21 protein-coding genes are annotated in these 25,242 nt (G+C 71.1%); 4 read left to right on the forward strand and 17 right to left on the reverse strand.

Annotated elements, in window-relative coordinates; all coding sequences use genetic code 11:
* Positions 1–48 precede the first annotated feature (48 nt).
* Both C4J65_RS04285 and C4J65_RS04290 read left to right on the forward strand, forming a co-directional pair.
* The gene (locus C4J65_RS04285) at positions 49–885 is read left to right on the forward strand and encodes a peptidylprolyl isomerase (RefSeq protein WP_115741171.1); all 837 of its coding nucleotides are present in this window, start codon (positions 49–51) and stop codon (positions 883–885) included.
* 134 nt (positions 886–1,019) lie between these two features.
* Positions 1,020–2,249 (forward strand): DUF349 domain-containing protein, encoded by a 1,230-nt coding sequence (locus tag C4J65_RS04290; RefSeq protein WP_115741172.1) that lies wholly within the window; start codon positions 1,020–1,022, stop codon positions 2,247–2,249.
* 82 nt (positions 2,250–2,331) lie between these two features.
* Here C4J65_RS04290 and relA read toward each other — a convergent pair whose 3' ends face one another.
* The 15 genes from relA to pgsA form a co-directional block, all read right to left on the reverse strand.
* Entirely contained in the window at positions 2,332–4,875 is a 2,544-nt protein-coding gene (gene relA / locus C4J65_RS04295) for a GTP pyrophosphokinase (protein WP_115741173.1), read from the reverse strand.
* Positions 4,876–5,048: 173 nt separating this feature from the next.
* Positions 5,049–5,597, reverse strand: a complete 549-nt coding sequence (locus C4J65_RS04300; protein WP_115741174.1) for an adenine phosphoribosyltransferase — start codon at positions 5,595–5,597, stop codon at positions 5,049–5,051.
* The gene (gene secF, locus C4J65_RS04305; RefSeq protein ID WP_115741175.1) at positions 5,594–6,715 is read right to left on the reverse strand and encodes a protein translocase subunit SecF; all 1,122 of its coding nucleotides are present in this window, start codon (positions 6,713–6,715) and stop codon (positions 5,594–5,596) included. The genes C4J65_RS04300 and secF overlap by 4 nt, the downstream gene beginning before the upstream one ends.
* A gap of 3 nt (positions 6,716–6,718) precedes the next feature.
* Positions 6,719–8,536, reverse strand: coding sequence for a protein translocase subunit SecD (gene secD / locus C4J65_RS04310; protein ID WP_162833011.1), 1,818 nt, complete (start codon positions 8,534–8,536; stop codon positions 6,719–6,721).
* Between the two features lie 135 nt (positions 8,537–8,671).
* Positions 8,672–9,181, reverse strand: a complete 510-nt coding sequence (gene yajC, locus C4J65_RS04315) for a preprotein translocase subunit YajC (RefSeq protein ID WP_115741176.1) — start codon at positions 9,179–9,181, stop codon at positions 8,672–8,674.
* A gap of 175 nt (positions 9,182–9,356) precedes the next feature.
* A complete protein-coding gene (gene ruvB / locus C4J65_RS04320; protein ID WP_115741177.1) occupies positions 9,357–10,430 on the reverse strand; it encodes a Holliday junction branch migration DNA helicase RuvB in 1,074 nt (357 codons plus the stop codon).
* Between the two features lie 47 nt (positions 10,431–10,477).
* Positions 10,478–11,083 carry a Holliday junction branch migration protein RuvA gene (ruvA, locus tag C4J65_RS04325; RefSeq protein WP_115741178.1) on the reverse strand — a complete coding sequence of 202 codons (606 nt, stop codon included), beginning with the start codon at positions 11,081–11,083 and terminating at the stop codon, positions 10,478–10,480.
* Positions 11,080–11,646: a crossover junction endodeoxyribonuclease RuvC gene (gene ruvC / locus C4J65_RS04330; protein ID WP_115741179.1), complete on the reverse strand. Its 567-nt coding sequence runs from the start codon at positions 11,644–11,646 to the stop codon at positions 11,080–11,082. The genes ruvA and ruvC overlap by 4 nt, the downstream gene beginning before the upstream one ends.
* Before the next feature lie 109 nt (positions 11,647–11,755).
* Entirely contained in the window at positions 11,756–12,508 is a 753-nt protein-coding gene (locus C4J65_RS04335) for a YebC/PmpR family DNA-binding transcriptional regulator (RefSeq protein ID WP_115741180.1), read from the reverse strand.
* A 49-nt stretch (positions 12,509–12,557) separates the two neighbouring features.
* Positions 12,558–13,166 (reverse strand): pyridoxal 5'-phosphate synthase glutaminase subunit PdxT, encoded by a 609-nt coding sequence (gene pdxT / locus C4J65_RS04340; protein ID WP_115741181.1) that lies wholly within the window; start codon positions 13,164–13,166, stop codon positions 12,558–12,560.
* Positions 13,167–13,177: 11 nt separating this feature from the next.
* Complete coding sequence (pdxS, locus tag C4J65_RS04345; protein WP_109033919.1) at positions 13,178–14,089, reverse strand: pyridoxal 5'-phosphate synthase lyase subunit PdxS; 912 nt, start codon at positions 14,087–14,089, stop codon at positions 13,178–13,180.
* Between the two features lie 110 nt (positions 14,090–14,199).
* On the reverse strand, positions 14,200–14,742 hold the full coding sequence (locus C4J65_RS04350) for a hypothetical protein (protein ID WP_115741182.1): 543 nt from the start codon (positions 14,740–14,742) through the stop codon (positions 14,200–14,202).
* 542 nt (positions 14,743–15,284) lie between these two features.
* A complete protein-coding gene (locus C4J65_RS04355) occupies positions 15,285–16,448 on the reverse strand; it encodes a glycosyltransferase family 4 protein (protein WP_115741183.1) in 1,164 nt (387 codons plus the stop codon).
* The gene (locus C4J65_RS04360; RefSeq protein WP_115741184.1) at positions 16,445–17,410 is read right to left on the reverse strand and encodes a phosphatidylinositol mannoside acyltransferase; all 966 of its coding nucleotides are present in this window, start codon (positions 17,408–17,410) and stop codon (positions 16,445–16,447) included. The genes C4J65_RS04355 and C4J65_RS04360 overlap by 4 nt, the downstream gene beginning before the upstream one ends.
* Positions 17,407–18,132 (reverse strand): phosphatidylinositol phosphate synthase, encoded by a 726-nt coding sequence (gene pgsA, locus C4J65_RS04365; RefSeq protein ID WP_115741185.1) that lies wholly within the window; start codon positions 18,130–18,132, stop codon positions 17,407–17,409. The genes C4J65_RS04360 and pgsA overlap by 4 nt, the downstream gene beginning before the upstream one ends.
* Before the next feature lie 207 nt (positions 18,133–18,339).
* Here pgsA and C4J65_RS04370 point away from each other — a divergent pair, with 207 nt between their 5' ends.
* Entirely contained in the window at positions 18,340–20,538 is a 2,199-nt protein-coding gene (locus tag C4J65_RS04370) for an elongation factor G-like protein EF-G2 (RefSeq protein WP_115741186.1), read from the forward strand.
* Positions 20,539–20,781: 243 nt separating this feature from the next.
* A complete protein-coding gene (locus C4J65_RS04375) occupies positions 20,782–22,437 on the forward strand; it encodes a hypothetical protein (protein WP_115741187.1) in 1,656 nt (551 codons plus the stop codon).
* An 87-nt stretch (positions 22,438–22,524) separates the two neighbouring features.
* Here C4J65_RS04375 and C4J65_RS04380 read toward each other — a convergent pair whose 3' ends face one another.
* Both C4J65_RS04380 and thrS read right to left on the reverse strand, forming a co-directional pair.
* A complete protein-coding gene (locus tag C4J65_RS04380) occupies positions 22,525–23,085 on the reverse strand; it encodes an HIT domain-containing protein (protein WP_115741188.1) in 561 nt (186 codons plus the stop codon).
* A 90-nt stretch (positions 23,086–23,175) separates the two neighbouring features.
* Complete coding sequence (gene thrS / locus C4J65_RS04385) at positions 23,176–25,152, reverse strand: threonine--tRNA ligase (protein ID WP_115741189.1); 1,977 nt, start codon at positions 25,150–25,152, stop codon at positions 23,176–23,178.
* Between the last annotated feature and the right edge of the window lie 90 nt (positions 25,153–25,242).

The raw sequence follows: 25,242 nt of genomic DNA on the forward strand, positions 1-25,242 counted from the left end.
ACCCACGCGTACCGGTCGGCACACGAAGACGCATGAGGAGAGAACCCGGTGGTCACCCAGGAGCAGCGGCGGCGTCAGCTCGCCCGGGAGAAGTTCTTGCGGCAGCAGCAGCGACGCACCTCCGCGCGACGCAAGTCACGCATGCGCAACGCCGCGGTCGCGTCGGTGCTCGGCGTCATTCTGATCGGCAGTGTCGCGCTGTACACGACCGGAGTGGTCCTGGGGGACGACGACGACAGCAAGACGAACGCGAGCGCGGAGGTCACGCCGAGCGCCTCGGCTCCGAGCAAGGCGCCGGACCCGTGCGAGAAGCCCGCCGAGGGCAAGGTCAAGACGCAGACCTGGAAGAAGGAACCTGCGACGACCATCGACGAGTCGGCGAAGTACACGATGAAGCTGGCGACCACGTGCGGTGACATAGACATCGCGCTGAAGGCGAAGGCGGCACCGCACACCGTCAACTCGTTCGACTTCCTGGCCGGCAAGGGCTACTTCGACCACACCAAGTGCCACCGGCTCACCACCGAGGGCATCTACGTGCTCCAGTGCGGCGACCCCACGGCCCAGGGCAACGGCGGTCCCGGCTACAACATCCCGGACGAGAACCTGAAGGACAAGAGCCTCAAGGACAACGTGTACCCGGCGGGCACGGTGGCGATGGCCAACACCGGTCAGCCGGACTCCGGCGGGAGCCAGTTCTTCCTCGTGTACCAGGACAGCCAGCTGCCTCCCAGCTACACCCCGTTCGGCACGGTGTCGGAGGAGGGCATGACCGTACTGAAGAAGATCGCCTCCGCGGGAGCCCAGCCCGCGGACCCCACGACCGGCAACACCGCGCCCAACGCGACGGTCGTGATCGACAAGGCGACCGTCACGAAATCCTGACCCTCATCAGCGAAAGTTCGGTCGCGCGGGTGCGGACAGGCCACCCGCCGGTCGCCTATGTTGGCCGTGACGAAACTGTGGACGATGCCCGGGGGTAGCGAAGCCCTCCGCAGGCATCATGTGGAGGAGGCGCTGTGAGCAGCGACCCGTGGGGCCGCGTCGATGAGACGGGGACCGTGTACGTGCGTACGGCCGACGGCGAGCAGGTCGTCGGCTCCTGGCAGGCAGGCTCCCCCGAGGAGGCACTCGCCTACTTCGAACGCAAGTACGAAGGCCTGGTTGTCGAGATCGGCCTCCTCGAGAAGCGGGTGAAGACCACCGACCTGTCGGCCAAGGACGCCCAGACCGCCGTCGACCACCTGCGCGAGCAGGTGGACGCACACCACGCGGTCGGCGACCTGGAGGCTCTGCGGGCCCGGCTGGACCAGCTCGTCGCGCTCGTGGAGACACGGCGCGAGGAGCGCAAGGCCCAGCGGGCCAAGCAGTCCGACGAGGCGCGCGGCGCCAAGGAGGCCCTGGTCGCCGAGGCCGAGGAGCTGGCGCGCTCGGACCAGTGGCGGGCGGCCGGTGAGCGGCTACGGTCCCTGGTCGACACCTGGAAGGGTCTGCCGCGTCTGGACCGCAAGTCCGACGACGAGCTGTGGCACCGCTTCTCGCACGCGCGCTCGGCGTTCTCCAAGCGCCGCAAGCAGCACTTCGCACAGCTCGACGCACAGCGCGAGGAGGCACGGCGGATCAAGGAGCGGCTGGTCTCCGAGGCCGAGGCGCTGTCGAACTCGACGGACTGGGGGCCGACGGCCGCGCGCTACCGCGACCTGATGTCCGAGTGGAAGGCCGCGGGCCGCGCCCAGCGCGAGCACGAGGACGACCTGTGGAACCGCTTCCGCGGCGCCCAGGACGTGTTCTTCGCCGCCCGCAGCTCGGTCTTCGCCGAGCGGGACGCCGAGCAGACGGAGAACCTGAAGCTCAAGGAGGAGCTGGCCGCGGAGGCCGAGAAGCTCGTCCCGGTCACCGACCTCAAGTCGGCCCGCGCCGCGTTCCGTTCGGTCAACGAGCGCTGGGAGGCCATCGGCCACGTGCCGCGCGACTCCCGGCCGAAGGTCGAGGGGCGGATGCACGCGGTCGAGCGTGCCCTCCAGGAGGCCGAGGAGGCCGAGTGGCGCCGGACCAACCCGGAGGCACGCGCGCGGGCCGAGGGCCTGACCGGTCAGCTCCAGGCCGCCGTGGACAAGCTGCGCTCCCAGGTCGAGCAGGCGCGCGCCCAGGGCAACGACGCCAAGGCCGACAAGCTCGCGCGTGAGCTGGAGGGCCGCCAGGCGCTCCTCGACCAGGCGCTCAAGGGGCTGCACGAGTTCGGCGGCTGACCACGGTCGAGGACCGCACACGAGAGGGGCCCCCGTACGCACCGTACGGGAGCCCCTCTCGTGTGTGCGCCTGTACGGCCGCCTACGACGGCCTGCGCGCCGAAGTCACCCGGTACACGTCGTAGACGCCCTCGACGCCGCGTACGGCCTTCAGGACGTGCCCCAGGTGCTTCGGGTCGCCCATCTCGAAGGTGAAGCGGGAGGTGGCCACCCGGTCGCGGGAGGTCTGGACGGCCGCCGAGAGGATGTTGACGTGCTGGTCGGACAGCACGCGCGTGACGTCCGAAAGCAGCCGTGAGCGGTCCAGCGCCTCGACCTGGATGGCGACCAGGAAGACCGAGGACTGGGTCGGCGCCCACTCGACCTCGAGGATGCGCTCCGGCTCGCGGGACAGCGAGTCCACGTTCACGCAGTCGCTGCGGTGGACGGAGACGCCGCTGCCGCGGGTGACGAAGCCGATGATCGGGTCGCCGGGCACGGGCGTACAGCAGCGGGCCAGCTTGACCCACACATCGTCGACGCCCTTGACGACCACGCCCGGGTCGGCGTTCGCCCGGCGCTTGCGGCCGCGGCCGCGGGACGGCGGGACCGACTCGTCGATCTCCTCGGTGGCGGCCTCCTCGCCGCCGAGCGCCTGGACCAGCTTCTGCACGATGTTCGGCGCGGAGACGTGGCCCTCGCCGATCGCCGCGTACAGCGCGGAGATGTCCGAGTAGCGCATCTCGTGCGCGAGCGTCACCAGGGAGTCGCCGGTGAGGATGCGCTGGATCGGCAGGTTCTGCTTGCGCATCGCGCGGACGATGGCGTCCTTGCCCTGCTCGATCGCCTCGTCGCGGCGCTCCTTGGAGAACCAGGCGCGGATCTTGTTGCGGGCGCGCGGCGACTTCACGAAGCCCAGCCAGTCGCGGGAGGGTCCCGCACCGGCCGCCTTGGAGGTGAAGACCTCCACCAGGTCGCCGTTGTCCAGGGTGGACTCCAGCGGCACCAGACGCCCGTTGACCCGGGCCCCTATGGTGCGGTGGCCGACCTCGGTGTGGACCGCGTAGGCGAAGTCCACGGGGGTGGCTCCGGCCGGGAGCGCTATGACGTCGCCCTTGGGGGTGAAGACGAAGACCTCGTTGCGGGACAGGTCGAAGCGGAGGGACTCCAGGAACTCGCCGGGGTCCTCGGTCTCCTTCTGCCAGTCCAGCAGCTGACGCAGCCACGCCATGTCGTTGAGGTGGTCGTCCTTGCTCTTGCCGGACGACCTGGGGGCGTCGGTGCGCACCTTGGAGGCGCCGGCGACGGCCTCCTGCTTGTACTTCCAGTGCGCGGCGATGCCGTACTCCGCGCGGCGGTGCATGTCGAAGGTGCGGATCTGCAGCTCGACCGGCTTGCCGCCGGGCCCGATGACCGTCGTGTGCAGCGACTGGTACATGTTGAACTTGGGCATCGCGATGTAGTCCTTGAACCGCCCCGGAACCGGGTTCCAGCGGGCGTGGACCGTGCCGAGTGCCGCGTAGCAGTCGCGGACGGTGTCCACCAGGACGCGGATGCCCACCAGGTCGTAGATCTCCGCGAAGTCCCGGCCGCGGACGATCATCTTCTGGTAGACGCTGTAGTAGTGCTTGGGGCGGCCGGTGACGGTCGCCTTGATGCGGGCCGCGCGCAGGTCCTGCTGGACCTCGTCGGTGACGACGGCGAGGTACTCGTCGCGCTTGGGGGCGCGCTCGGCGACCAGGCGGACGATCTCGTCGTACATCTTGGGGTAGAGGATCGCGAAGGCGAGGTCCTCCAGCTCCCACTTGATGGTGTTCATGCCCAGGCGGTGGGCGAGCGGCGCGTAGATCTCCAGGGTCTCGCGCGCCTTCTTCTCCTGCTTCTCGCGCTTGAGGTAGCGCATGGTGCGCATGTTGTGCAGGCGGTCGGCGAGCTTGATGACCAGGACGCGGGGATCCTTGGCCATGGCGACGACCATCTTGCGCACGGTCTCGGCCTGCGCGGCCTCGCCGAACTTGACCTTGTCCAGCTTGGTGACGCCGTCGACGAGCAGGGTGACCACGTCGCCGAAGTCGCGGCGCAGGTCCTCCAGGCCGTACTCGGTGTCCTCGACGGTGTCGTGCAGCAGCCCGGCCATCAGCGTGGCCGGATCCATGCCCAGCTCGGCGAGGATGGTGGTGACGGCGAGCGGGTGCGTGATGTACGGGTCACCGCTCTTGCGCTTCTGGCCGCGGTGCCAGCGTTCGGCGACCTGGTAGGCGCGCTCGATCTGGCGCAGGGTCGCCGTCTCGATCTTGGGGTCGTTGCCGCGCACTATGCGCAGCAGCGGCTCCAGGACCGGGTTGTAGGGGTTGGCACGCTGGACGCCGAGGCGGGCGAGGCGGGCCCGGACGCGGTTGGAGGAGCCGGAGCGGGCGGGCTGTCCGGCGGGGGCGCGGACCACGGGCGCGTTCTGCGGGCGCTCGGCGGGCAGCGGCTTGGGGCGCGGCTGCTGCTCGGCGGGCTTGTCGACCGGCCCGGACGCGGCATGCTGGATCGGCCCACGCGTGTCGTTCTTCGCCTGGGGCGCGCTCGGCGCGGGCTTCGCCGCGGACGCCGAGGCGGACTCGGGCTTTGCGGCGGTCAGTGGCTGGGCCTCGTCTGGCAAGAGGACTCCTCGTGCGCGATCCGGGTCCCCCGGTCAGGCTCCGGATACCCCATGGTAGCGATCCTGCCCTCCAGGATCGCCTTCTGGCCAATGTGAGGGCTGTCAACCCGTGCAACGCCTGGGGCGGGCGCCGGATTCCTCCGGGCCCGCCCCAGGGGTGCGGTTCGCACGGTTCAGACCGTGAGCAGTGCCTTCAGCGGTGCCCCGGCCAGGGCGGGCTCCAGACGGGCACGGCCGCCGAGGAAGCCCAGCTCCATCAGGACGGCGAGGCCCGCGACCTCGGCGCCGGCCCGCCGGATCAGCTCCAGCGAGGCCTCGGCGGTGCCGCCGGTGGCGAGGACGTCGTCGACGACCAGCACGCGGTCGCCCGCGGTGAGGTCCTCGGCGTGCACCTCGATCTCGGCGGAGCCGTACTCCAGGTCGTAGGCCTGGCTGAGCGTGGCTCCGGGGAGCTTGCCCGCCTTGCGTACGGGGATGAAGCCGAGGCCCGCCCTCAGGGCCACCGGGGCGCCGAGGATGAAGCCGCGGGCCTCTAGGCCGACGACCTTGGTGGCGCCGGTGTGCCCGGCGACCTCGGCGAGCGCGTCGGTCAGGGCGGCGAACGCGGCCGGGTCCGCCAGGAGGGGGGTGATGTCCTTGAACACCACGCCCGGCTCCGGGTGGTCGGCCACGTCACGGATGCGGCTGAGCAGCAGCTCCGTGATGCCGGTCGTCTCGGTCATCGGCGCTTCCCCGAGGGTCGGCCGCGGCCCCTGCCACGGGACGCGGGCTGGTTGCGGGGGCCGACGACCGCGGGTGCGGCGTCGTCCGGCTCGTCGGCGGCGTACGCCTCCTCGTCGGCCGCGGACTCCGGGCTCTCGCCCTTGGCGGCCGCCTGGGCACGCTTGGCGAGGACCCGCTTCTTGAGGGCCTTCATCTGCGGCTCGGCCTCCTTGAGGTCGGCGACGAGCGGCGTGGCGATGAAGATCGACGAGTAGGCGCCCGCGGCGAGACCGACGAACAGCGACAGCGAGATGTCGTTGAGCATGCCGGCGCCGAGGACACCGCCGCCGATGAACAGCAGACCGCCCACCGGCAGCAGCGCGACCACCGTGGTGTTGATGGAGCGGACCAGGGTGCTGTTGATCGAGCGGTTGGCGATCTCCGCGTAGGTCCAGCGGGTCTGTTTGGTGATGTCCCGGGTCTGCTCCTTGAGGCTGTCGAAGACGACGACCGTGTCGTAGAGCGAGTAACCGAGGATCGTCAGCAGACCGATCACCGTGCCTGGGGTGACCTCGAAGCCGACCAGGGCGTAGATGCCCACGGTGATGGTGATGTCGTGGATCAGCGCGACGAAGGCGGCGAGCGCCATCCGCCACTCGAAGGCGATCGCCAGGTAGATCACCACGAGGACCATGAAGATCCCGAGGCCCTGCCAGGCCTTGTTCGCGATCTGGTCACCCCAGCTGGGGCCGACCAGGTCGGCGTTGATCTTCTCCGCGGAGACGTCCAGGTTCTTGGAGAGGTCCTCCTTGATCTGGTCCGACTGCTGGGTGTCGGTGCCCGCGATCTGGATGCGGAGGCTGCCGTCGCCGAGCTTCTGGACGATGGCGTCGTGGCCGGAGGCCTCCTCCGCCCAGGTCTCGGTCTGGGCGACCGAGGCGCTCATGTTCTTCGGGGTGGTGAAGACCGCGCCGCCCTGGAACTCGATGCCCATGTGCAGGCCGCGCACCGCCAGGCCGACGATGGCCGTGATGGTGATGAGGATCGAGATGCCGTACCAGATCTTGCGGTTCTTGACGAAGTCGTAGCCGACCTCGCCGTGGTGCAGTCGGGCGCCGAGTGTGCCGAGCTTCGACATCTCTCACGCCTCCTTCGGGTCGACAGGGCCGGCGGCAGGACGGGACGGACGGCGGGTGCGGCGCAGCGGCGGCTTGGCACCCAGGGCCTTGGGGTCGAGGCCGGACCACTTGTGACCGCTCGCGAAGAACTTGCGCCGCGCCATCAGCGTCAGCAGCGGCTTGGTGAAGAGGAACACCACCACCACGTCGAGCAGGGTCGTCAGACCGAGCGTGAACGCGAAGCCCTGCACCTTGCCGACGGTGACGATGAAGAGCACCGCGGCGGCGAGGAAGGACACGAAGTCGGAGACGAGGATGGTGCGCCGGGCGCGCGGCCAGGCCCGCTCGACGGCGGGACGCAGCGTGCGGCCCTCCCGGATCTCGTCGCGGACGCGTTCGAAGTACACGATGAACGAGTCCGCCGTGATGCCGATGGCGACGATGGCACCGCACACGGCCGGCAGGTTCAGCGCGAAGCCGATGGTCGGGCCGAGCAGCGCCATGATCACGTACGTGAGGCCGGCCGAGACCAGCAGCGAGCAGACGGCGATGAACGACAGCCCGCGGTAGTAGAACAGCAGGTAGAGGACGACCAGGGCGAGACCGATGGCGCCCGCGATCAGACCGGCCTTGAGCTGCTCACCGCCGAGCGCGGCGGTGACGGTGGTGACGCTGTCCTCCTTGAAGGTCAGCGGCAGCGCGCCGTAGGACAGCATGTTGGCGAGGCTCTGGGCCTCCTCCTGGTCGAAGCTGCCGGAGATCTCCGCGTTGCCGCCGGTGAGCGCCTGGCTGACGTACGGGTCGGAGACGACCTCGTTGTCCAGGACGATGGCGAACTGGTTCTGCGGGGACTGGTTCTGCGCCAGCTTGCCGGTGATGTCCGCGAACTTCTTGCTGCCCTTGTCCGTGAACTTCATCGTCACGGTCCAGCCGGCGGCGGTCTGCGTGTTGTAGACGGCCTCGGCCTCGTCGACCTCGGTGCCGTCGACCGCGGCGGGGCCGAGGATGTACTTCTGCCACTGGCCCTGCGAGTTCTGGCCGCAGGCCACCGTCGCGTCGCCCGGCTTGGCACCGTCACCGGCCTTGGCGCGGGCGTTCTTGTCGGTGCAGTCCAGGGCCGCGTACTGCTGCTGCAGCTTGGCGGTGGCGTCGTCGCCGGAGGCGCTGGCGCTCGGGGACGGGGAGGCTCCGTCGGAGCTCGTCGCGGACGGGCTGGGGTCGGCCTTCAGGGCGTCGCTGGCGGCGCGGCCCTGGGAGGTGGCGCTCGCCGAGGCGGAGTCGGACGGCGTGCCGCCGGCCTTGTCGCCGTCGGTGGCCTTGTCACCGTCGGTGGCCTTGTCACCGTCGGTGGCCTTGTCGGTCGCCTTGTCGGTCGCCTTGTCCGTGGCGCCGCCGGCCTCGCTCGCCGAGGGGGTGCCGGTCGCGTTGGCGCCGGAGAGTTCGGTGGCGAGGACCGGGCGGAAGTACAGCTTGGCGGTGGTGCCGACCTGCTGCCGGGCTTCCTTCGAGTTCGTCCCCTTGGGGATGTTGACGATGATGTTCCGGTCGCCCTGGGTCTGGACCTCGGCCTCGGAAACACCCAGACCATTGACCCGGCGGTTCATGATCTCGACCGCGGTGTCCATGTTGGTCTTGTTGATCGCGGACTCCTGGCCCGCCTCCGGCACGGCCCGGAGCGTGATGCTCGTACCGCCCGCCAGGTCGATGCCGAGACGCGGAGTCGTGTGCCCGGAGGCGAACATGCCCCCGGTGAGCGCCACGATGGCGATCAGAATCAGGGCCAGCGAGCGCCCGGGCTTACTCTGAGCGCTCGCATTCTTTCCCTTTTTAGGTGCTACCACCTTTGCGTACTCCCTCTCGGGCCGCTTCGCGCCCAGAAGGCGTCACCGGCGGCCATCACATGGTGTCCGGATCCGTGCGAGCCGCGCGTCACTCGGGGTGCGCGGGAACCCGTCCCGCGCACCCCGGGGCACGGCTTACTTCGCCTCGGAACCGCCGTCGGACTTCTTCGCCTGCTCGTCCGTCTTCGCCTCGGCGGGCGCGGCGTCGGCCGTCGGCTCGTCGGCCGTCTCGTCGGCGGGCTCGGCCTTCTTGCCGAGGTCGACGGACTTGTCGTCGGAAGCGTCGTCGGCGGGGGCGTCGGTCTCGGTGAGGGAGGAGGCGTCGTCGGGGACGACGTCCGCGTCGGACTTCAGGTCGTGCTCGATGCCGTGGACGATGCGGTTGTACTCGTCGTCGGTGAGGACGGCACCGATGGAGTTCTTGGCGAAGAGCAGCTCGACGCCCGGGCCGGCGTCGAGGAGGACCGTGTCGTCGTTGACCTCCTTGACCGTGGCGTACATGCCCCCGATGGTGCGGACACCGGTTCCGGGCTGCATCTCGTTCCGCATGTTGGCGGCCTGCTGCTGCTTCTTCTTCGCCGACCGGGTCATCAGGAACATGGCCCCGATGAGCACGATGAACGGGAGGAGGGTCACGAGACTCACGGGTCGGTACTTCCTTCACACGACCGCGATGGTGAGCGGCCTGATGGTTGGGGGTGTGTACGCCACCGACAAGGGTGGCATCGGCGGAGTCTAAGGGAGTCCGCGCGCATGGAACAACGCTCAGCATGGCACCGGGGTTCCTGCTCCGGCGAATGTGCCCCTCGTGAGCGGGTCGTCACGCCCCGAACAAGTCCTGTTGTCCGTTTCCTGAACTCTGCGAACGCGGCGGGGTGAGGCCGAGGTGCGCCCACGCGGCCGGAGTGGCCACCCGCCCGCGTGGGGTGCGGGCGAGCAGACCCTCCCGTACGAGGAAGGGTTCGGCGACCTCTTCCACTGTCTCACGCTCCTCCCCCACGGCGACGGCGAGCGTGGACAGGCCGACCGGTCCGCCGCCGAACAGCTTGAGGAGCGCCTCCAGCACCCCCCGGTCGAGGCGGTCCAGGCCCCGGGCGTCGACCTCGTACACGGCGAGGGCGGCCGCGGCGATCTCCTGGGTGATCAGGCCGTCGGCCTTGACCTGGGCGTAGTCGCGGACCCGGCGCAGCAGGCGGTTGGCGATGCGGGGGGTGCCGCGGGAGCGGCCGGCGATCTCGGCGGCGCCGGTGGTGTCGATCTCGACGTCGAGCAGGCCGGCGGAACGGTGGATCACGCGCTCCAGTTCCGCCGGTCCGTAGAACTCCATGTGGGCGGTGAAGCCGAAGCGGTCGCGCAGCGGCGGCGGCAGCAGCCCGGCGCGCGTGGTGGCGCCGACCAGGGTGAACGGGGGCAGCTCCAGCGGGATGGCGGTGGCGCCGGGGCCCTTGCCGACGATGACGTCGACGCGGAAGTCCTCCATCGCCATGTAGAGCATCTCCTCGGCGGGCCGCGACATGCGGTGGATCTCGTCGAGGAAGAGGACCTCGCCCTCCTGGAGGGAGGAGAGGATCGCCGCGAGGTCACCGGCGTGCTGGATGGCGGGGCCCGAGGTGATGCGGATCGGGGCTTCCATCTCGGCCGCGATGATCATCGAGAGGGTGGTCTTGCCCAGGCCCGGGGCGCCGGAGAGGAGTACGTGGTCGGCGGTCGCCCCCCGCGCGCGTGCGGCCCGCAGCACCAGGTCGAGCTGCTCGCGGACCTTCTCCTGGCCGATGAACTCGCCCAGGTCCTGTGGGCGCAGGGCTGCCTCCACGGCCTGGTCCTCGCCGTCGGCGGCAGCGCCCACCAGCCGCTCGGCGGCGGCCTCCGCGTCGGTCGTGTCGTCCCAGTTCACTTCGTTCTCCTTGCCGTGGCGCACCGGGTCGGTGGTGGCGGGCGTGGTCAGCGGGCGCGGTTCAGCGTCTGCAGGGCGGCCTTGAGCAACTGGCCCACCTGCGGCGCGCCCCCGGCGGCCTCGGCCTGCGGCGCCACGGCGGAGACGGCTTCGTCGGCCTCGCGGGTCGCGTACCCGAGGCCGATCAGGGCGGCGTGCAGCTGGTCGCGCCAGCCGCTGCTGACCGGGGCGCCGACGGCGGGGGCGCCGATGGGCTCGCCGAGCCGGTCCTTCAGTTCCAGGAGCAGCTTCTGCGCTCCCTTCTTGCCGATGCCGGGAACGGCGGTGAGCGCCTTCTCGTCGCCGGTGGAGACCGCTCTGCGCAGGGCGTCGGGCTGGTGCACGGCGAGCATGGCCTGGGCGAGGCGGGGGCCGACGCCGCTGGCGGTCTGGAGCAGCTCGAAGATCTGGCGCTCGTCGTCGTCGGCGAAGCCGTAGAGGGTGAGTGAGTCCTCCCGCACGACGAGGGAGGTGGCGAGCCTGGCCGGCTTGCCGAGCCGGAGCGTGGAGAGGGTGTTGGGCGTGCACTGGACGGCCATGCCGACGCCGCCGACCTCGACCACCGCGGCGTCGGGTGCGAGGGCGGCGACGGTGCCGCTGACGAAGGCGATCATGCGGGGCGGCCTTTCGACGGGTGGGGGTTCCGGGGGCGGCGCGGGCCCTGTGAGGTGTGCAGGGCCACGGCCTGCTGGAGGCGGTTCTGCGCGGGGGCGCGCCAGATGTGGCAGATGGCGAGGGCGAGGGCGTCCGCGGCGTCGGCGGGCCTGGGCGGGGCGGCGAGCCGGAGCAGGCGGGTGACCATGGCGCCGACCTGGGCCTTGTCGGCGCGGCCGCTGCCGGTGACGGCGGCCTTCACCTCGCTCGGCGTGTGCAGGGCGACGGGGATGCCGCGGCGGGACGCGCACAGGATCGCCACGGCGCTGGCCTGGGCGGTGCCCATGACGGTGCGGACGTTGTGCTGGCTGAAGACGCGCTCCACGGCGACGAACTCCGGCCGGTGCTCGTCGAGCCACTGCTCGATGCCCTGCTCGACGGCGACAAGCCGGTGGCCGAGGTCGGCGTCCGCGGGCGTGCGGACGACGCCGACGCCGATCATGGTGAGCGGCCGGCCCGCGACACCCTCCACGACGCCGATCCCGCAACGGGTCAGCCCCGGGTCCACCCCCAGCACGCGCACGTACCCGGCCCCTCTCGTCGATCACCTGTTTGTGCAGGCTATCGGGTGCCACTGACAAAGCGACGGGCCGACGGAGTGTGTCCCCGTCGGCCCGCTGAGCAGGGACGCGTTACGCGTCGACCTTCTCCATGATCTCGTCGCTGACGTCGAAGTTGGCGAAGACGTTCTGCACGTCGTCGCTGTCCTCCAGGGCGTCGATGAGCCGGAAGATCTTCCGCGCGCCGTCCTCGTCCAGCTCGACCTGCATGGTCGGCACGAAGTTGGCGTCGGCCGACTCGTAGTCGATGCCGGCCTCCTGGAGGGCGGTGCGGACCGCGACGAGGTCGGTGGCCTCGCTGAGCACCTCGAAGGACTCGCCGAGGTCGTTGACCTCCTCGGCCCCCGCGTCCAGGACGGCGCCGAGGACGTCGTCCTCGCCCAGCTCGCCCTTGGGCACGATCACGACGCCCTTGCGGTTGAACAGGTACGACACCGAGCCCGGGTCGGCCATGGAACCGCCGTTGCGGGTCATGGCGACGCGGACGTCGGAGGCGGCACGGTTGCGGTTGTCGGTGAGGCACTCGATGAGCACGGCGACACCGTTCGGACCGTAGCCCTCGTACATGATCGTCTCGTAGTCGGCGCCGCCGGCCTCCAGGCCGCCGCCGCGCTTGACCGCGGAGTCGATGTTCTTGTTGGGGACCGACTGCTTCTTCGCCTTCTGGATGGCGTCGTACAGCGTCGGGTTGCCCTCGATGTCGACGCCGCCCATGCGCGCCGCGACCTCGATGTTCTTGATCAGCTTCGCGAAGAGCTTGCCGCGCTTGGCGTCGATCACGGCCTTCTTGTGCTTCGTCGTAGCCCATTTAGAGTGGCCGGACATCTGCCTGTCTCCTTCGCGTAACCCATCTCCTGCAACGAACGCAGGAATCCTACAAGGACTGAGCGGCCCGGTTCGCGCGCACCATGTCGGCGAAGAGGCGGTGCACGCGGTGGTCGCCGGTCAGTTCGGGGTGGAAGGACGTGGCCAGCGCGTTGCCCTGGCGGACCGCGACGATGTGACCGTCGTGCTCGGCGAGCACCTCGGCGGCCGCGCCCACGGACTCGACCCAGGGCGCGCGGATGAAGACGCCCTCCACGGGCTCGCCCTCGACGCCCCGGACGTCGACGGCGGCCTCGAAGGACTCGTTCTGCCGGCCGAAGGCATTGCGGCGCACGATCATGTCGATGCCGCCGACCGTCTCCTGTCCGGAGCGCGGGTCGAGGATCTTGTCGGCCAGCATGATCATGCCCGCGCAGGTGCCGTAGACGGGCATGCCGTCCCGCACGCGCGCGCGGAGGGGGTCCATCACTCCGAAGAGGACGGCGAGCTTGGAGATGGTGGTCGACTCGCCGCCGGGCAGGACCAGGCCGTCCACCTCGGCGAGTTCCTCGGGGCGCCGCACCGGCCTGGCCACGGCGTCGGCCACGGCCAGGGCGACGAGGTGCTCCCGTACGTCGCCCTGGAGCGCCAGGACACCGATGACGGGGGTGTCACTCATGGCGGGACGCCCTACCAGCCGCGGTTGGCGTAGCGCTCGGTCTCGGGGAGGGTGTCGCAGTTGATGCCGACCATGGCCTCGCCGAGGTTGCGGGACGCGTCCGCGATGATCTTCGGGTCGTCGTAGAAGGTGGTGGCCTTCACGATGGCGGCGGCGCGCTTGGCCGGGTCGCCGGACTTGAAGATGCCGGAGCCGACGAAGACGCCCTCGGCGCCGAGCTGACGCATGAGCGCGGCGTCGGCGGGGGTGGCGACACCGCCGGCCGAGAAGAGGACGACCGGCAGCTTGCCCAGCTCGGAGACCTCCTTGACCAGCTCGTAGGGGGCGCGCAGCTCCTTGGCGGCGGCGTACAGCTCGTTGTTGTCGTAGCCGCGCAGCCGGGCGATCTCGTTCTTGATCTGGCGCAGGTGCCGGACGGCCTCTACGACGTTGCCGGTGCCGGCCTCGCCCTTGGAGCGGATCATGGCGGCGCCCTCGGCGATCCGGCGCAGGGCCTCGCCCAGGTTGGTGGCGCCACAGACGAAGGGGGTGGTGAAGGCGAACTTGTCGCTGTGGTTGACCTCGTCGGCCGGGGTGAGGACCTCGGACTCGTCGATGTAGTCGACGCCGAGGGACTGCAGGACCTGGGCCTCCACGAAGTGGCCGATGCGGGACTTGGCCATCACCGGGATGGACACGGCGCCGATGATGCCCTCGATCATGTCCGGGTCGGACATCCGGGCCACGCCGCCGTCCTTGCGGATGTCGGCGGGGACGCGCTCCAGGGCCATGACGGCCACGGCGCCCGCGTCCTCGGCGATCTTCGCCTGCTCCGGCGTGACGACGTCCATGATGACGCCGCCCTTGAGCTGCTCGGCCATGCCGCGCTTCACGCGGGCGGTGCCGGTCTCGGGTGCCTGGTTTTCGGAGAGCGTGCTGGACACGGGTACCTCGCTGGGGAGAAGGGGGTTGTGCAGCAACGAGGAAACGTGAGGTGAGCAGGCCACAGCAAGGGCCAATGAGAAGGCGGTGGATCGTTTTCGCCCCCCGGGTGCTAGGCCGCCCGTTCCACCAGGGCGGCCGGCGGCTCGTCGTCCATCTCGAAGGCCAGCGGGAAGGGCGCGTGCCCGGCGAGGCGGAACCAGCGGACCTTGCGGTGCTCGCGCAGCCTGCGGGCGGCGCCCACCGCGTCGTTGTGGAAGCGCCGGGCCATCGGAACCCGCCGTACGGCCTCGGCCAGTTCGTGGGCCGCCGCCTCTCCCCCGGGCGCCTCGCGCACCACGTCCACCTGGGGTGCCTCGGCGAAGACGGCGCGCAGGGCCTGGCTCAGTTCGCTCTCGGAGACCTCCCGCAGCTCCTCCTCGGCCTGCCGGGCGGCGTGTGCGGCCTCGTAGAGGACCATGGAGGCGGCCGGGTCGAGCACGCCGGAGGTGGCGAGTTCCTGGGCCACGGACGCCCTGCGCAGCAACTGGGCGTCCAGGGCGGCACGGGCGGCGTCGATCCGGGCGTGCAGCCGGTCCAGGCGTCCCGCCGTCCAGCTGAGGTACAGGCCGACGGCGACGAGGACGACCAGGATCCAGATGAGGGTTGCGGTCACGGGCCGCAACCCTATCGGTGGGCCGGGCGGGTCCGGTGGGCCCCGTGCGCGCCGCCACGCACGAGCCGGCGGCCCGCGCCCGCCGGCGGCGGTATCGCCCGGCCGCCCCGCGCCCGCCGACGGCCCCCGCCCGGTGACTCCCTGCGCCACGGCTGCCGCCGTCCCCCCCTGCCCGCCCGGGGCCCCGCCCGGTCCGCGGTACCGTCCCCGCCCGCGTCCCCGCCGGTGGCCCCCGCCCGGTGACTCGGTGCACGACGGTGACTCCCTGCGCCACGGCTCCACCGCCCTGCCCGCCTGCCCGCCCGGGGCCCCGCCCGGCCCGCCGTACCGTCCCCATCCGCGCCCGCCGACGGCCCCCCGCCCGGTGACTCCCTGCACGACGGTAACCCCCTGCGCCACGGCTGTCGCCGTGCCCGCCTGCCCGCCCGCCCGGGGCCCCGCCCGGCCCGCGGTACCGTCCCCGCCCCCGCCCGCGCCCGCGCGGGACGGTACCGCCGCGGCCCGCTCGTATCTGCCGCCGTGTACCCGTGCGCGTCGGTGGGTCAGTCCCTCGCCAGGCCGAAGCGGGCTCGCAGGCCCGTCGCCCGGTCGTCGGTCGCCACCGCCGCCGCTCCCGCGGTGACCGTCTCGTAGACGGACAGGATGTCCGCGCCCACCGTGGACCAGTCGAAGCGCCGTACATGGGTGCTGCCCCGCTCCCGCAGGGCGGCGCGCCGCTCCGGGTCGGCCAGCAGGCGTACGGCCGCCTCGGCCAGGGCGTCGGCGTCCTCGTTGGGGAAGAGTTCGCCGGCCGCCCCCTGGTCGAGGACCTGGGCGAAGGCGTCCAGGTCGGAGGCGAGGACGGGGGCGCCGGCCGACATGGCCTCGACGAGGACGATGCCGAAGCTCTCACCGCCGGTGTTGGGCGCCACGTACAGGTCGACGCTGCGCAGGAAGCGGGCCTTGTCCTCGTCGCTGATCATGCCGAGGAACTCCACGCGGGAGCGCAGCTCCTTCGGCAGGCTCTCGACGGCCTCCTCCTCGTCACCGCGCCCGGCGACGAGCAGCCGGGTCTGCGGGCGGGCGGCGAGGATCCCGGGCAGCGCCCGCATGAGCACCGGCAGGCCCTTGCGGGGCTCGTCGATGCGCCCTATGAAGCCGATCGTGTCGCCCTGCCACTCCGGCTCGGGCTCGGCGCGGGCGAAGAAGTCCACGTCGACGCCGTTGGGGATGACCACCGCGTCGCCGCCCAGGTGCTCGACGAGCGTACGGCGGGCGTACTCGCTCACGGCGATCCGGGCGCTGATCTTCTCCAGGGCGGCCTGGAGGATCGCGTACGCGGCGATCATCGCGCGGGAGCGCGGGTTGGAGGTGTGGAAGGTGGCCACGATGGGGCCCTGCGCCGCCCAGCAGGTCAGCAGGCCCAGCGAGGGCGAGGTCGGCTCGTGGATGTGGATGACGTCGAAGGCGCCCTCGTGCAGCCAGCGCCGGACCCGGGCCGCCGACAGGAAGCCGAAGTTGAGCCGGGCCACCGAGCCGTTGTACGGCACCGGCACCGCGCGGCCCGCGGACACGACGTACGGGGGCAGCGGCGTGTCGTCGTCGGCCGGGGCGAGGACGGACACCTCGTGGCCGAGGCGGATGAAGTACTCGGCGAGGTCCCGGATGTGGAACTGGACGCCGCCCGGCACGTCCCAGGAGTACGGGCAGACGATGCCGATCCTCACGACGCGTCGCCCGGCCGGCCGCCCGCCCCCGGCGCCTCGTCCGCCACTCCGTCCGCCCCGGGCGCCTTGGCGGGGTCGAGGTCCTTGAGCCACAAACGCTGCAGCATGTGCCAGTCCTCCGGGTGGTCGGCGATCCCCGTGGCGAAGGCGTCGGCCAGCGCCTGTGTCATGACAGACGTCTTTTCGGCGCGGGTGCCTGACTCGGGCACCTCGACCGGCGGATGCACGCGGCCCTGCATCACGGGCGAGTCGTCGTACCAGAGCGTCACCGGCAGCAGCAGCGCGCCCGTCTGCTGGGCGAGCAGCGCGGGACCGGCCGGCATCCGGGCCGTCTCGCCGAAGAAGCCGACCTCCACGCCGGAGGCGGACAGGTCGCGGTCGGCGACCAGGCAGACCAGTCCGCCGTCGCGCAGCCGCCGGGCCAGCGTGCCGAAGGCGGTGCCGCCGCTGTGCGGCAGGACCTCCATGCCGAGGCCCTCGCGGTAGGCGACGAAACGGTCGTAGAGGGTCTCCGGCTTGAGGCGCTCGGCGACGGTGGTGAACGGGATGCCGAGCTTCGTGGTGACCCAGGCGCCCGCGAGGTCCCAGTTGGCCAGGTGCGGCAGGGCGAGTATCACGCCCTTGCCGGCGTCCATGCCGTCGGTGAGGTGGTGCAGGTCCTTGGGGGCGAAGCCGCCCTTGATCCGCTCGGTGCTCCACGCCGGGAGCCGGAACGACTCCATCCAGTAGCGCAGGTACGAGCGCATGCCCGCGCGCGAGAGGGCGGCGAGCCGCTCGGGGCTCGCGCCGGGCACCACGCGCGCGTAGTTGCTCTCCAGACGGCGCACCCCCGCGCCGCGCCGCTTCCAGGCGACGTCGGCGATGGTGCGGCCGAGACGCACGGCGGCGGGCTCGGGGAGCTTCTTGACGGTGCCCCAGCCGGCGCCGTACAGGCCGTCGGTCAGCCGGTCCCGAGCGCTCACTTCGCCGCCTCGGTGCCCTGGCTCTCCTGCGCGGCGGCGTCCGCCTCCGCGGCCTCCCGGCGGACCGTGACGACCCGCTGGACCAGCGTGACCAGGCTGCCGGCGGCGACGATCCACAGGGCGATCGGCAGCAGGTACTGGATGCCGGGCACGCCGAACTTGTGCAGTCCGGCGAATCCGGCGGCGACCAGCGAGATGACGAGGCGCTCGGCGCGCTCGACCAGTCCGTTGACGGCGACCGGCAGGCCGATCGCCTCGCCGCGCGCCTTGGTGTACGAGACCACCTGGCCGCTGGCCAGGCAGAAGATCGACACGGCGCACAGGACGTTGTCGTCACCGCCGCCCGCGTACCACAGGGCGAGGCCGCCGAAGATCGCGCCGTCGGCGACCCGGTCGAGGGTGGAGTCCAGGAACGCGCCCCAGCGGCTGGAGCGGCCCAGCTGGCGGGCCATGTTGCCGTCGACCAGGTCGGAGAAGACGAAGAGCGTGATCACCACCGTGCCCCAGAAGAACTCGCCCATGGGGTAGAAGACCAGCGCACCCGCGACCACACCGGCGGTGCCGATCAGCGTGACCGTGTCCGGGCTGACGCCCCGGCGGATGAGAAACGCGGCGAACGGTGTGAGGACACGCGTAAAAAATGCACGCGCGTACTTGTTCAGCATGGCCTTCCCGACGGTCGGTGTGGCGCCGCGGCCCTTGCTGGCCACCGGCTGGCCCATCGTAGTCACGCGCGCGCGTGGGCGGTGGCCGGGCACCCTGAGCCCCGGGCGAACGGCAGGTGGGCGCCGGGATCGGGTCCTTCGTATGGACGCGGCGTGACGGGAGTGGAAAGCTCGAAGGACCGCGGGCGTCGCCGGAGCCGCCAGTGCACGCGGTCCCGCGTGTCCGCGCCCACAGCGACCTCACCGTGCACGGGAGGCAAGGACATGGGCGACAAGGCACATACCCATCCCGGAGCCGCCGGAAGGGCAACGGCGGCCGACCACCCCACGTCCGTACGGAACGTGGTGCTGGTCGGCCACTCCGGATCGGGCAAGACGACATTGGTGGAAGCTCTCGCGCTGACGGCGGGAGCGGTGAACCGGGCGGGCCGCGTGGAGGACGGCGGCTGCGTCTCCGACTACGACGACATGGAGCACCGACAGCAGCGCTCCGTACAGCTTTCCCTGGTGCCGGTCGAATGGGACGGCATCAAGATCAACCTCTTGGACACTCCCGGGTACGCCGACTTCGTCGGTGAGCTGAGGGCCGGTCTGCGTGCGGCGGACGCGGCCCTCTTCGTCGTCTCGGCCTCCGACGGGGTGGACGGCTCGACCCGCATGGTCTGGGAGGAGTGCGCCGCCGTCGGCATGCCGCGCGCCATCGTGATCACGCACCTGGAGGCCGCCCGCGCGGACTTCGAGGAGATGACGCGGATCTGCGCGGAGGCCTTCGGCGGCGACGACCCCGACGCCGTACTGCCGCTGTATCTCCCGCTGCACGGCCCGCCCGCCCCCGACGGGCACGCGCCCGTGACCGGGCTCGTGGGTCTGCTGTCGCGGAAGCTGTTCGACTACGCGTCCGGCGAGCGCGTGGCGTCGGAGCCGGGCGAGGCCGAACTGCCGCAGCTCGACGAGGCCCGCTCCATGCTGATCGAGGGGATCATCTCGGAGAGCGAGGACGAGACCCTCATGGAGCGTTATCTCGGCGGCGAGCAGGTCGACGTCAAGACGCTCATCGAGGATCTGGAACGGGCCGTCGCACGCGGGGTGTTCTTCCCGGTGCTGGCCGCCGCGCCCGCCGCCGACGGCGCCCGGCAGGGCCTGGGCACGGTCGAGCTGCTGGAACTGATCACGCGCGGCTTCCCGACCCCGCTGGAACGCACGGCACCGCGCGTCACCACGCCCGAGGGCGTCGGCCGCGAGCTGCGGCTGTGCGATCCGGAGGAGTCGCTCGTCGCGGAGGTCGTCAAGACGTCCTCGGACCCGTACGTCGGCCGGATCTCGATGGTCCGCGTCTTCTCCGGCACCCTGCGCGCCGACGAGACGGTGCACGTGTCCGGACACGGCATGACCGACCGGGGCCACGAGGACCACGACGTCGACGAGCGGATCGGCGCCCTGTCGACGCCGTTCGGCAAGCAGCAGCGGCCGGTCTCGCACGTGATCGCGGGCGATCTCGCCTGCGTGGCCAAGCTGACCCGCGCGGAGACCGGGGACACGCTCTCGGCCAAGGACGACCCGCTGCTCATGGTCCCCTGGGAGATGCCCGACCCGCTGCTGCCGCTCGCCATCGAGGCGCACAGCAAACCCGACGAGGACAAGCTCTCCCAGGGGCTGGCCCGGCTGGTCGCCGAGGACCCGACGATGCGCCTGGAACACAACCAGGACACCCACCAGGTGGTCCTGTGGTGCCTGGGCGAGGCCCACGCCGACGTGGCCCTGGAGCGGCTGCGCAGCCGCTACGGCGTCCAGGTCGACGTCGTACCGCACCGGGTCTCCCTGCGCGAGACCTTCGGCGACCGGGCGGCCGGGCGCGGACGGCACGTGAAGCAGTCCGGCGGGCACGGCCAGTACGCCATCTGCGAGATCGAGGTCGAGCCGCTGCCGGGCGGCTCGGGCATCGAGTTCGTGGACAAGGTCGTCGGCGGCGCGGTGCCCCGGCAGTTCATCCCGTCCGTCGAGAAGGGCGTGCGCACCCAGGCGGCCAAGGGCGTCGCCGCGGGCCACCCGCTGATCGACGTGCGGATCACGCTGCTCGACGGCAAGGCGCACTCGGTGGACTCCTCCGACGCCGCGTTCCAGACCGCGGGCGCGCTGGCGCTCAGGGAGGCCGCGGCCGAAACGAGGATCCACCTGCTGGAGCCGGTGGCCGAGGTGAGCGTGCTCGTCGGCGACGACTACGTGGGCGCGGTGATGAGCGACCTGTCCGGACGGCGCGGCAAGGTGCTGGGCACCGAGCAGACCAGCGGCGGCCGGACCCTGATCAGGGCCGAGGTGCCCGAGATCGAGATCGGCCGCTACGCCGTGGACCTGCGCTCCCTCTCCCACGGCACCGCCCGCTTCGACCGCCGCTACGCACGGCACGAACCGATGCCGGCCCAGGTCGCGGACCGGCTGCGCGAGGAGGTGCGGGTGGCGTCCTAGCGGTGGCAGGGGCTCCGGTGTGCGGTCCGCCGCACCGGGGCCCGCTCCCCCGCACCGGAGGGCCGCCCGCCCCGGCGTGCGACGGCGCGTCCGGCGGTCAACCCGCGCGTGCGGGGGCGCCTTTGGTCGTCCCGTGACGGATGACAGTCCTGGCGGATACGCTGATGACCAGATCAACAGGTGTGCGGGGCAGGGAAGTCGGGAAGGCCGCAGGAGCGACAGTGGTGGCGATCGGGGGCGGGAATGACCGTTGACGGCGGTTACGCGGACTTCTTCGGACCGCAAGTGCCGCGCACGGACGACGGCGGCCAGACGGCCACGTTCGCGCTGGCCTCGGCCGCCTACCGGGACAGCGAGGCCGAGGAGATACTCAAGGCCAACAGCGAGTGGCACAAGTCGGCGGTGAGCAAACCCCGGATCAAGCTCTTCCGGCCCAACCTGGGCGAGGCGTTCTCCCGGGCGATCATCGACCGGATGCTGGGTCCCAAGCGGGCCCCGCTCATCCAGTCCTTCGGCACCCAGCCGCAGGTCGTCGTGGAGCACAGCCTCGCGGCGCACCGCATCCGCAGGGACCGGGACAACTGGCTGAGCGCGGTCATGGTGCTGTGCGGACTGCTGTTCCTGCCCGGACTGCTGATCTGGCTCCTGGTCTTCCAGATCCGCACAACCGTCGCCCGGCGCGAGGACAAGCGGGCCGGCGCGCTCGCCACCGCCCTGCTGCTCGCGATGGCGGTCCTGGCCGTGCTCTTCCTGCTCAAGATGCCCTTCAGCGGCTTCTGGGCCTGGTACGCACGCGCCTGTGTCGTCGCCCCGGTGATCGGCTGGTTCTGGGCCAAGCGGATCTGCGAGCGCACCGCACGGGACCTCCGGGAGCGCTGGAGCGGCCTCCTGTCCGGCGCCGGTGTGGGCGCCAAGGTGCCCGAGGCGGTGCCGAGCAGCCCCGGCGAGACGGCGGCCGAGGAACTGCGGCAGTCACTGGCCCGGCTCAGCGCCGAGCAGCAGTCCAACTCCGTCTTCTACGCCGGTCCCAAGGGGATCCTCGGCATGGGCACTCGCTGGGGCAACTGGCAGCTCGCCGAGGAGCTGGTCCCCGTCGACCCGGACCGGGAGATCAACCCGTTCCGCAGCTGGGACGTCATCAGGGCCATCCACGACCGGCTGCGGATGCTGGAGCGCGGCCCGCTGCACACCGGCGGCTTCACCAAGCCGACGGTGCGGCACTGGATCGTGACCCCGATCGGTGAGAACGCCGACTCGGTGTCCCGGCCCGAGGGCACGGACGTCGAGGCGTACCAGATCAAGCAGCACGCCATACAGGAGATCTGCGACAAGCAGCAGTTCGGCGCGGGCGACCGGCACTACCTGGGCGTCCAGTGGACGCTGTGGGACGGCCAGTTGGTCATCTCCATGCTGATCACGGTGACGGTGCTGCACGAGACGCTGCGGATCGAGGTCACCGGACATGCCCTGGGACCGGTGCACGCCCTGTTCACCAGCAAGCCCGCGGCCAAGGAGAAGCAGGTCCAGAAGTCGGTCAAGTTCTGGGAGACCCGCACGGTGAAGCTCCCGCTGGTCGACACCGACGAGGTGGTGCGGCTGGCCGCACGGGCACCGCTGACCTGGTATCCCCCGCTGCTGTACTGGCTGGGCGGCAAGCTCACGCTGCCCGAGCCCTTCGGGGTGCGGCACGCCTGGGCGGACCGGCCGTGGCGGCACCGCTTCATGGCCGACGACGCGCTGCGCGCGGCCACGCCGGTGCTCCGGGCGGTGCACTCGGCCGCGATCAAGGTGCTGAAGGAGAACGGCGTGGACACGGAGAAGTTCGGTGCCCGCGCGGGCGGTCTGAGCGGGGCGGTGCAGGAGGCCGTGCCGAAGAAGGCGGACGTCTACGACGCCTAGGCCTCCGGCGGTCGGGCGGGGCTGTCGGGGTGGGCGCTCCCGGGGGCCACACCCCAGAGCCCCGCTTCGGCCTGGACGGCCTCGTCCTCAAACGCCGGACGGGCTGGAGGGCCAGGCGTCTGCCAGCATCTTGCGGGTGTCGCCCAGGAGCTGCGGCAGGACCCTCGTGTGGCCAATGACGGGAAGGAAATTGGTGTCGCCGCCCCAGCGGGGCACCACATGCTGGTGCAGGTGAGCGGCGATGCCCGCGCCCGCCACCGCCCCCTGGTTCATACCGATGTTGAAGCCGTGGGCGCCCGACGCGGTGCGCAGGGCCGTCATCGCCTGCTTGGTCAGCTCGGCCAGCTCCGCGGTCTCCACGGTGTTCAGCTCGGTGTAGTCGGCGACGTGGCGGTAGGGCACCGTCATCAGGTGGCCGCCGTTGTACGGGTAGAGATTGAGTACCGCGTACACGTGCTCACCGCGCCGGATGATCAGACCGTCCTCGTCGGACTTGGCCGGGATCGAGCAGAAGGGGCAGCCGTCGTCGGCACCGGGGCCGCTCGGCTTGCTCTCGCCCTGGATGTAGGCCATCCGGTGGGGCGTCCACAGACGCTGGAACGCGTCCGGCGTCCCCACCCCCAGCTGCTGCTCCGGCTCACTCGTCATACGTGCAGCATATGGCGTCGGCGTCGGCACACCGAAAGGGCCCCCGGGAGCTTCTCCCGGGGGCCGGTCCCCGCGTGTGCGGGGAGCGAGTCACACCTGAATCCGGCGCTCCACCACATCGACGAGCTTCGCCAGTGCCTGGTCACGCGGAATGCCGTTCTCCTGCGAGCCGTCGCGGTAGCGGAACGACACCGTGCCCCCGTGCATGTCCTCGTCGCCGACGATGATCATGAAGGGGACCTTCTGCTTCTGCTGCGTGCGGATCTTCTTCTGCATCCGGTCCGAGGAGGAGTCCACGTCGACGCGCAAGCCCTTGCGTCGTGCCTCCGCCGCGAACTCCTCCAGGTACTGCACGTGCGCGTCCCCCACCGGGATGCCCACCGCCTGCACCGGGGCGAGCCACGGCGGCATCGCGCCCGCGTAGTGCTCCAGGAGCACCGCGAAGAAGCGCTCGATGGAGCCGAACAGCGCGCGGTGGATCATGACCGGGCGGGTCTTGGCGCCGTCCGCGGCCGTGTACTCCAGACCGAAGCGCTCCGGCAGGTTGAAGTCGAGCTGGATGGTCGACATCTGCCAGGTGCGCCCGATGGCGTCCTTGGCCTGGACCGAGATCTTCGGGCCGTAGAACGCGGCGCCGCCCGGGTCCGCCACCAGCTCCAGGTTCTGCTTCTCGGCAACCTGGCGCAGCGTCTCGGTGGCCTCGTCCCAGGCCTCGTCGGAGCCGACGAACTTCTCCGGGTCCTTGGTGGACAGCTCCAGGTAGAAGTCGTTCAGGCCGTAGTCGCGCAGCAGGTTCAGGACGAAGGTGAGGGTCTTGTCCAGCTCCTCCGACATCTGCTCGCGGGTGCAGTAGATGTGCGCGTCGTCCTGGGTGAAACCGCGGGCCCGGGTCAGGCCGTGCACGACGCCCGACTTCTCGTACCGGTACACGGTGCCGAACTCGAACAGGCGCAGGGGCAGCTCACGGTAGGAGCGGCCCCGCGCGTCGAAGATCAGGTTGTGCATCGGGCAGTTCATGGGCTTGAGGTAGTAGTCCACGCCCTCGTCGAGCTGCATGGGCGGGTACATGCCGTCGGCGTACCAGTCCAGGTGGCCCGAGGTCTCGAAGAGCTTCCCCTTGGTCGCGTGCGGGGTGTAGACGAACTCGTAGCCCTCCTCCTCGTGGCGGCGGCGCGAGTAGTCCTCCATGACCCGGCGGATGATGCCGCCCTTGGGGTGGAAGACGGCGAGGCCGGAGCCGATCTGCTCCGGGACGGAGAACAGGTCCAGCTCGCTGCCCAGCTTGCGGTGGTCGCGCTTCTCGGCCTCGGCGAGGAACTCCAGGTGCGCCTTCAGCTCGTCCTTGGTGGGCCAGGCGGTGCCGTAGATGCGCTGGAGCATCGGGTTCTTCTCGCTGCCGCGCCAGTAGGCGGCGGCGTTGCGCATCAGCTTGAAGGCCGGGATGTTCCGGGTCGTGGGCAGGTGGGGACCGCGGCAGAGGTCCTTCCAGCACAGCTCGCCGGTCTTCGCGTCCAGGTTGTCGTAGATCGTCAGCTCGCCGGAGCCGACCTCGACGTCCGCGCCGTCGTCGCTGGACGCGGAGCCCTTGAGGCCGATCAGCTCCAGCTTGTACGGCTCGTCGGCGAGCTCCTCGCGGGCGGCCTCGTCGGTGACCACGCGGCGGGAGAACCGCTGCCCGCGCTTCTGGATCTCCTGCATCTTCTTCTCGATGGCCTTGAGGTCATCGGGGTGGAAGGGCTTCTCGACGTCGAAGTCGTAGTAGAAGCCGTCCTTGACGGGCGGGCCGATGCCCAGCTTGGCCTCGGGGAACAGCTCCTGCACGGCCTGGGCCATGACGTGCGCCGTGGAGTGCCGCAGGATGTTGAGGCCGTCCTCGGAGGTGATCTCGACGGCCTCGACGGTCTCGCCGTCCTTGACCTCGTAGGCGAGGTCCTTGAGGTCGCCGGAGACGCGGGCGGCGATGATCGAGCGCTCGCCGGCGAAGAGCTCGGCGGCCGTAGTGCCCGTCGTCACCACGCGTTCTTCCCGCTCGGAATCCCGCTGGATGATCACACGGACGTCTGACACCGGTCTCTCCTGACTGAAGGTGGGGCTGCGGCGCCATACCGGAGCGCGCGCATGAGGGCGATCGTACCGACCCCGGCCCGTCCACCGCGA

Origin of the sequence: Streptomyces sp. CB09001 (assembly GCF_003369795.1) — a bacterium.
Lineage (GTDB): Bacteria > Actinomycetota > Actinomycetes > Streptomycetales > Streptomycetaceae > Streptomyces.

Coding starts and splice junctions, on each gene's coding strand:
- ruvA (WP_115741178.1), bottom strand. CDS start 11,083: ATGATCGCCTTCGTCAGCGGCACCGTCGCCGCCCTCGCACCCGACGCC.
- secF (WP_115741175.1), bottom strand. CDS start 6,715: ATGTCGAAGCTCGGCACACTCGGCGCCCGACTGCACCACGGCGAGGTC.
- C4J65_RS04375 (WP_115741187.1), top strand. CDS start 20,782: ATGACCGTTGACGGCGGTTACGCGGACTTCTTCGGACCGCAAGTGCCG.
- pdxT (WP_115741181.1), bottom strand. CDS start 13,166: ATGAGTGACACCCCCGTCATCGGTGTCCTGGCGCTCCAGGGCGACGTA.
- C4J65_RS04380 (WP_115741188.1), bottom strand. CDS start 23,085: ATGACGAGTGAGCCGGAGCAGCAGCTGGGGGTGGGGACGCCGGACGCG.
- C4J65_RS04370 (WP_115741186.1), top strand. CDS start 18,340: ATGGGCGACAAGGCACATACCCATCCCGGAGCCGCCGGAAGGGCAACG.
- C4J65_RS04335 (WP_115741180.1), bottom strand. CDS start 12,508: ATGTCCGGCCACTCTAAATGGGCTACGACGAAGCACAAGAAGGCCGTG.
- C4J65_RS04300 (WP_115741174.1), bottom strand. CDS start 5,597: ATGACCGAGACGACCGGCATCACGGAGCTGCTGCTCAGCCGCATCCGT.
- pgsA (WP_115741185.1), bottom strand. CDS start 18,132: ATGGGCCAGCCGGTGGCCAGCAAGGGCCGCGGCGCCACACCGACCGTC.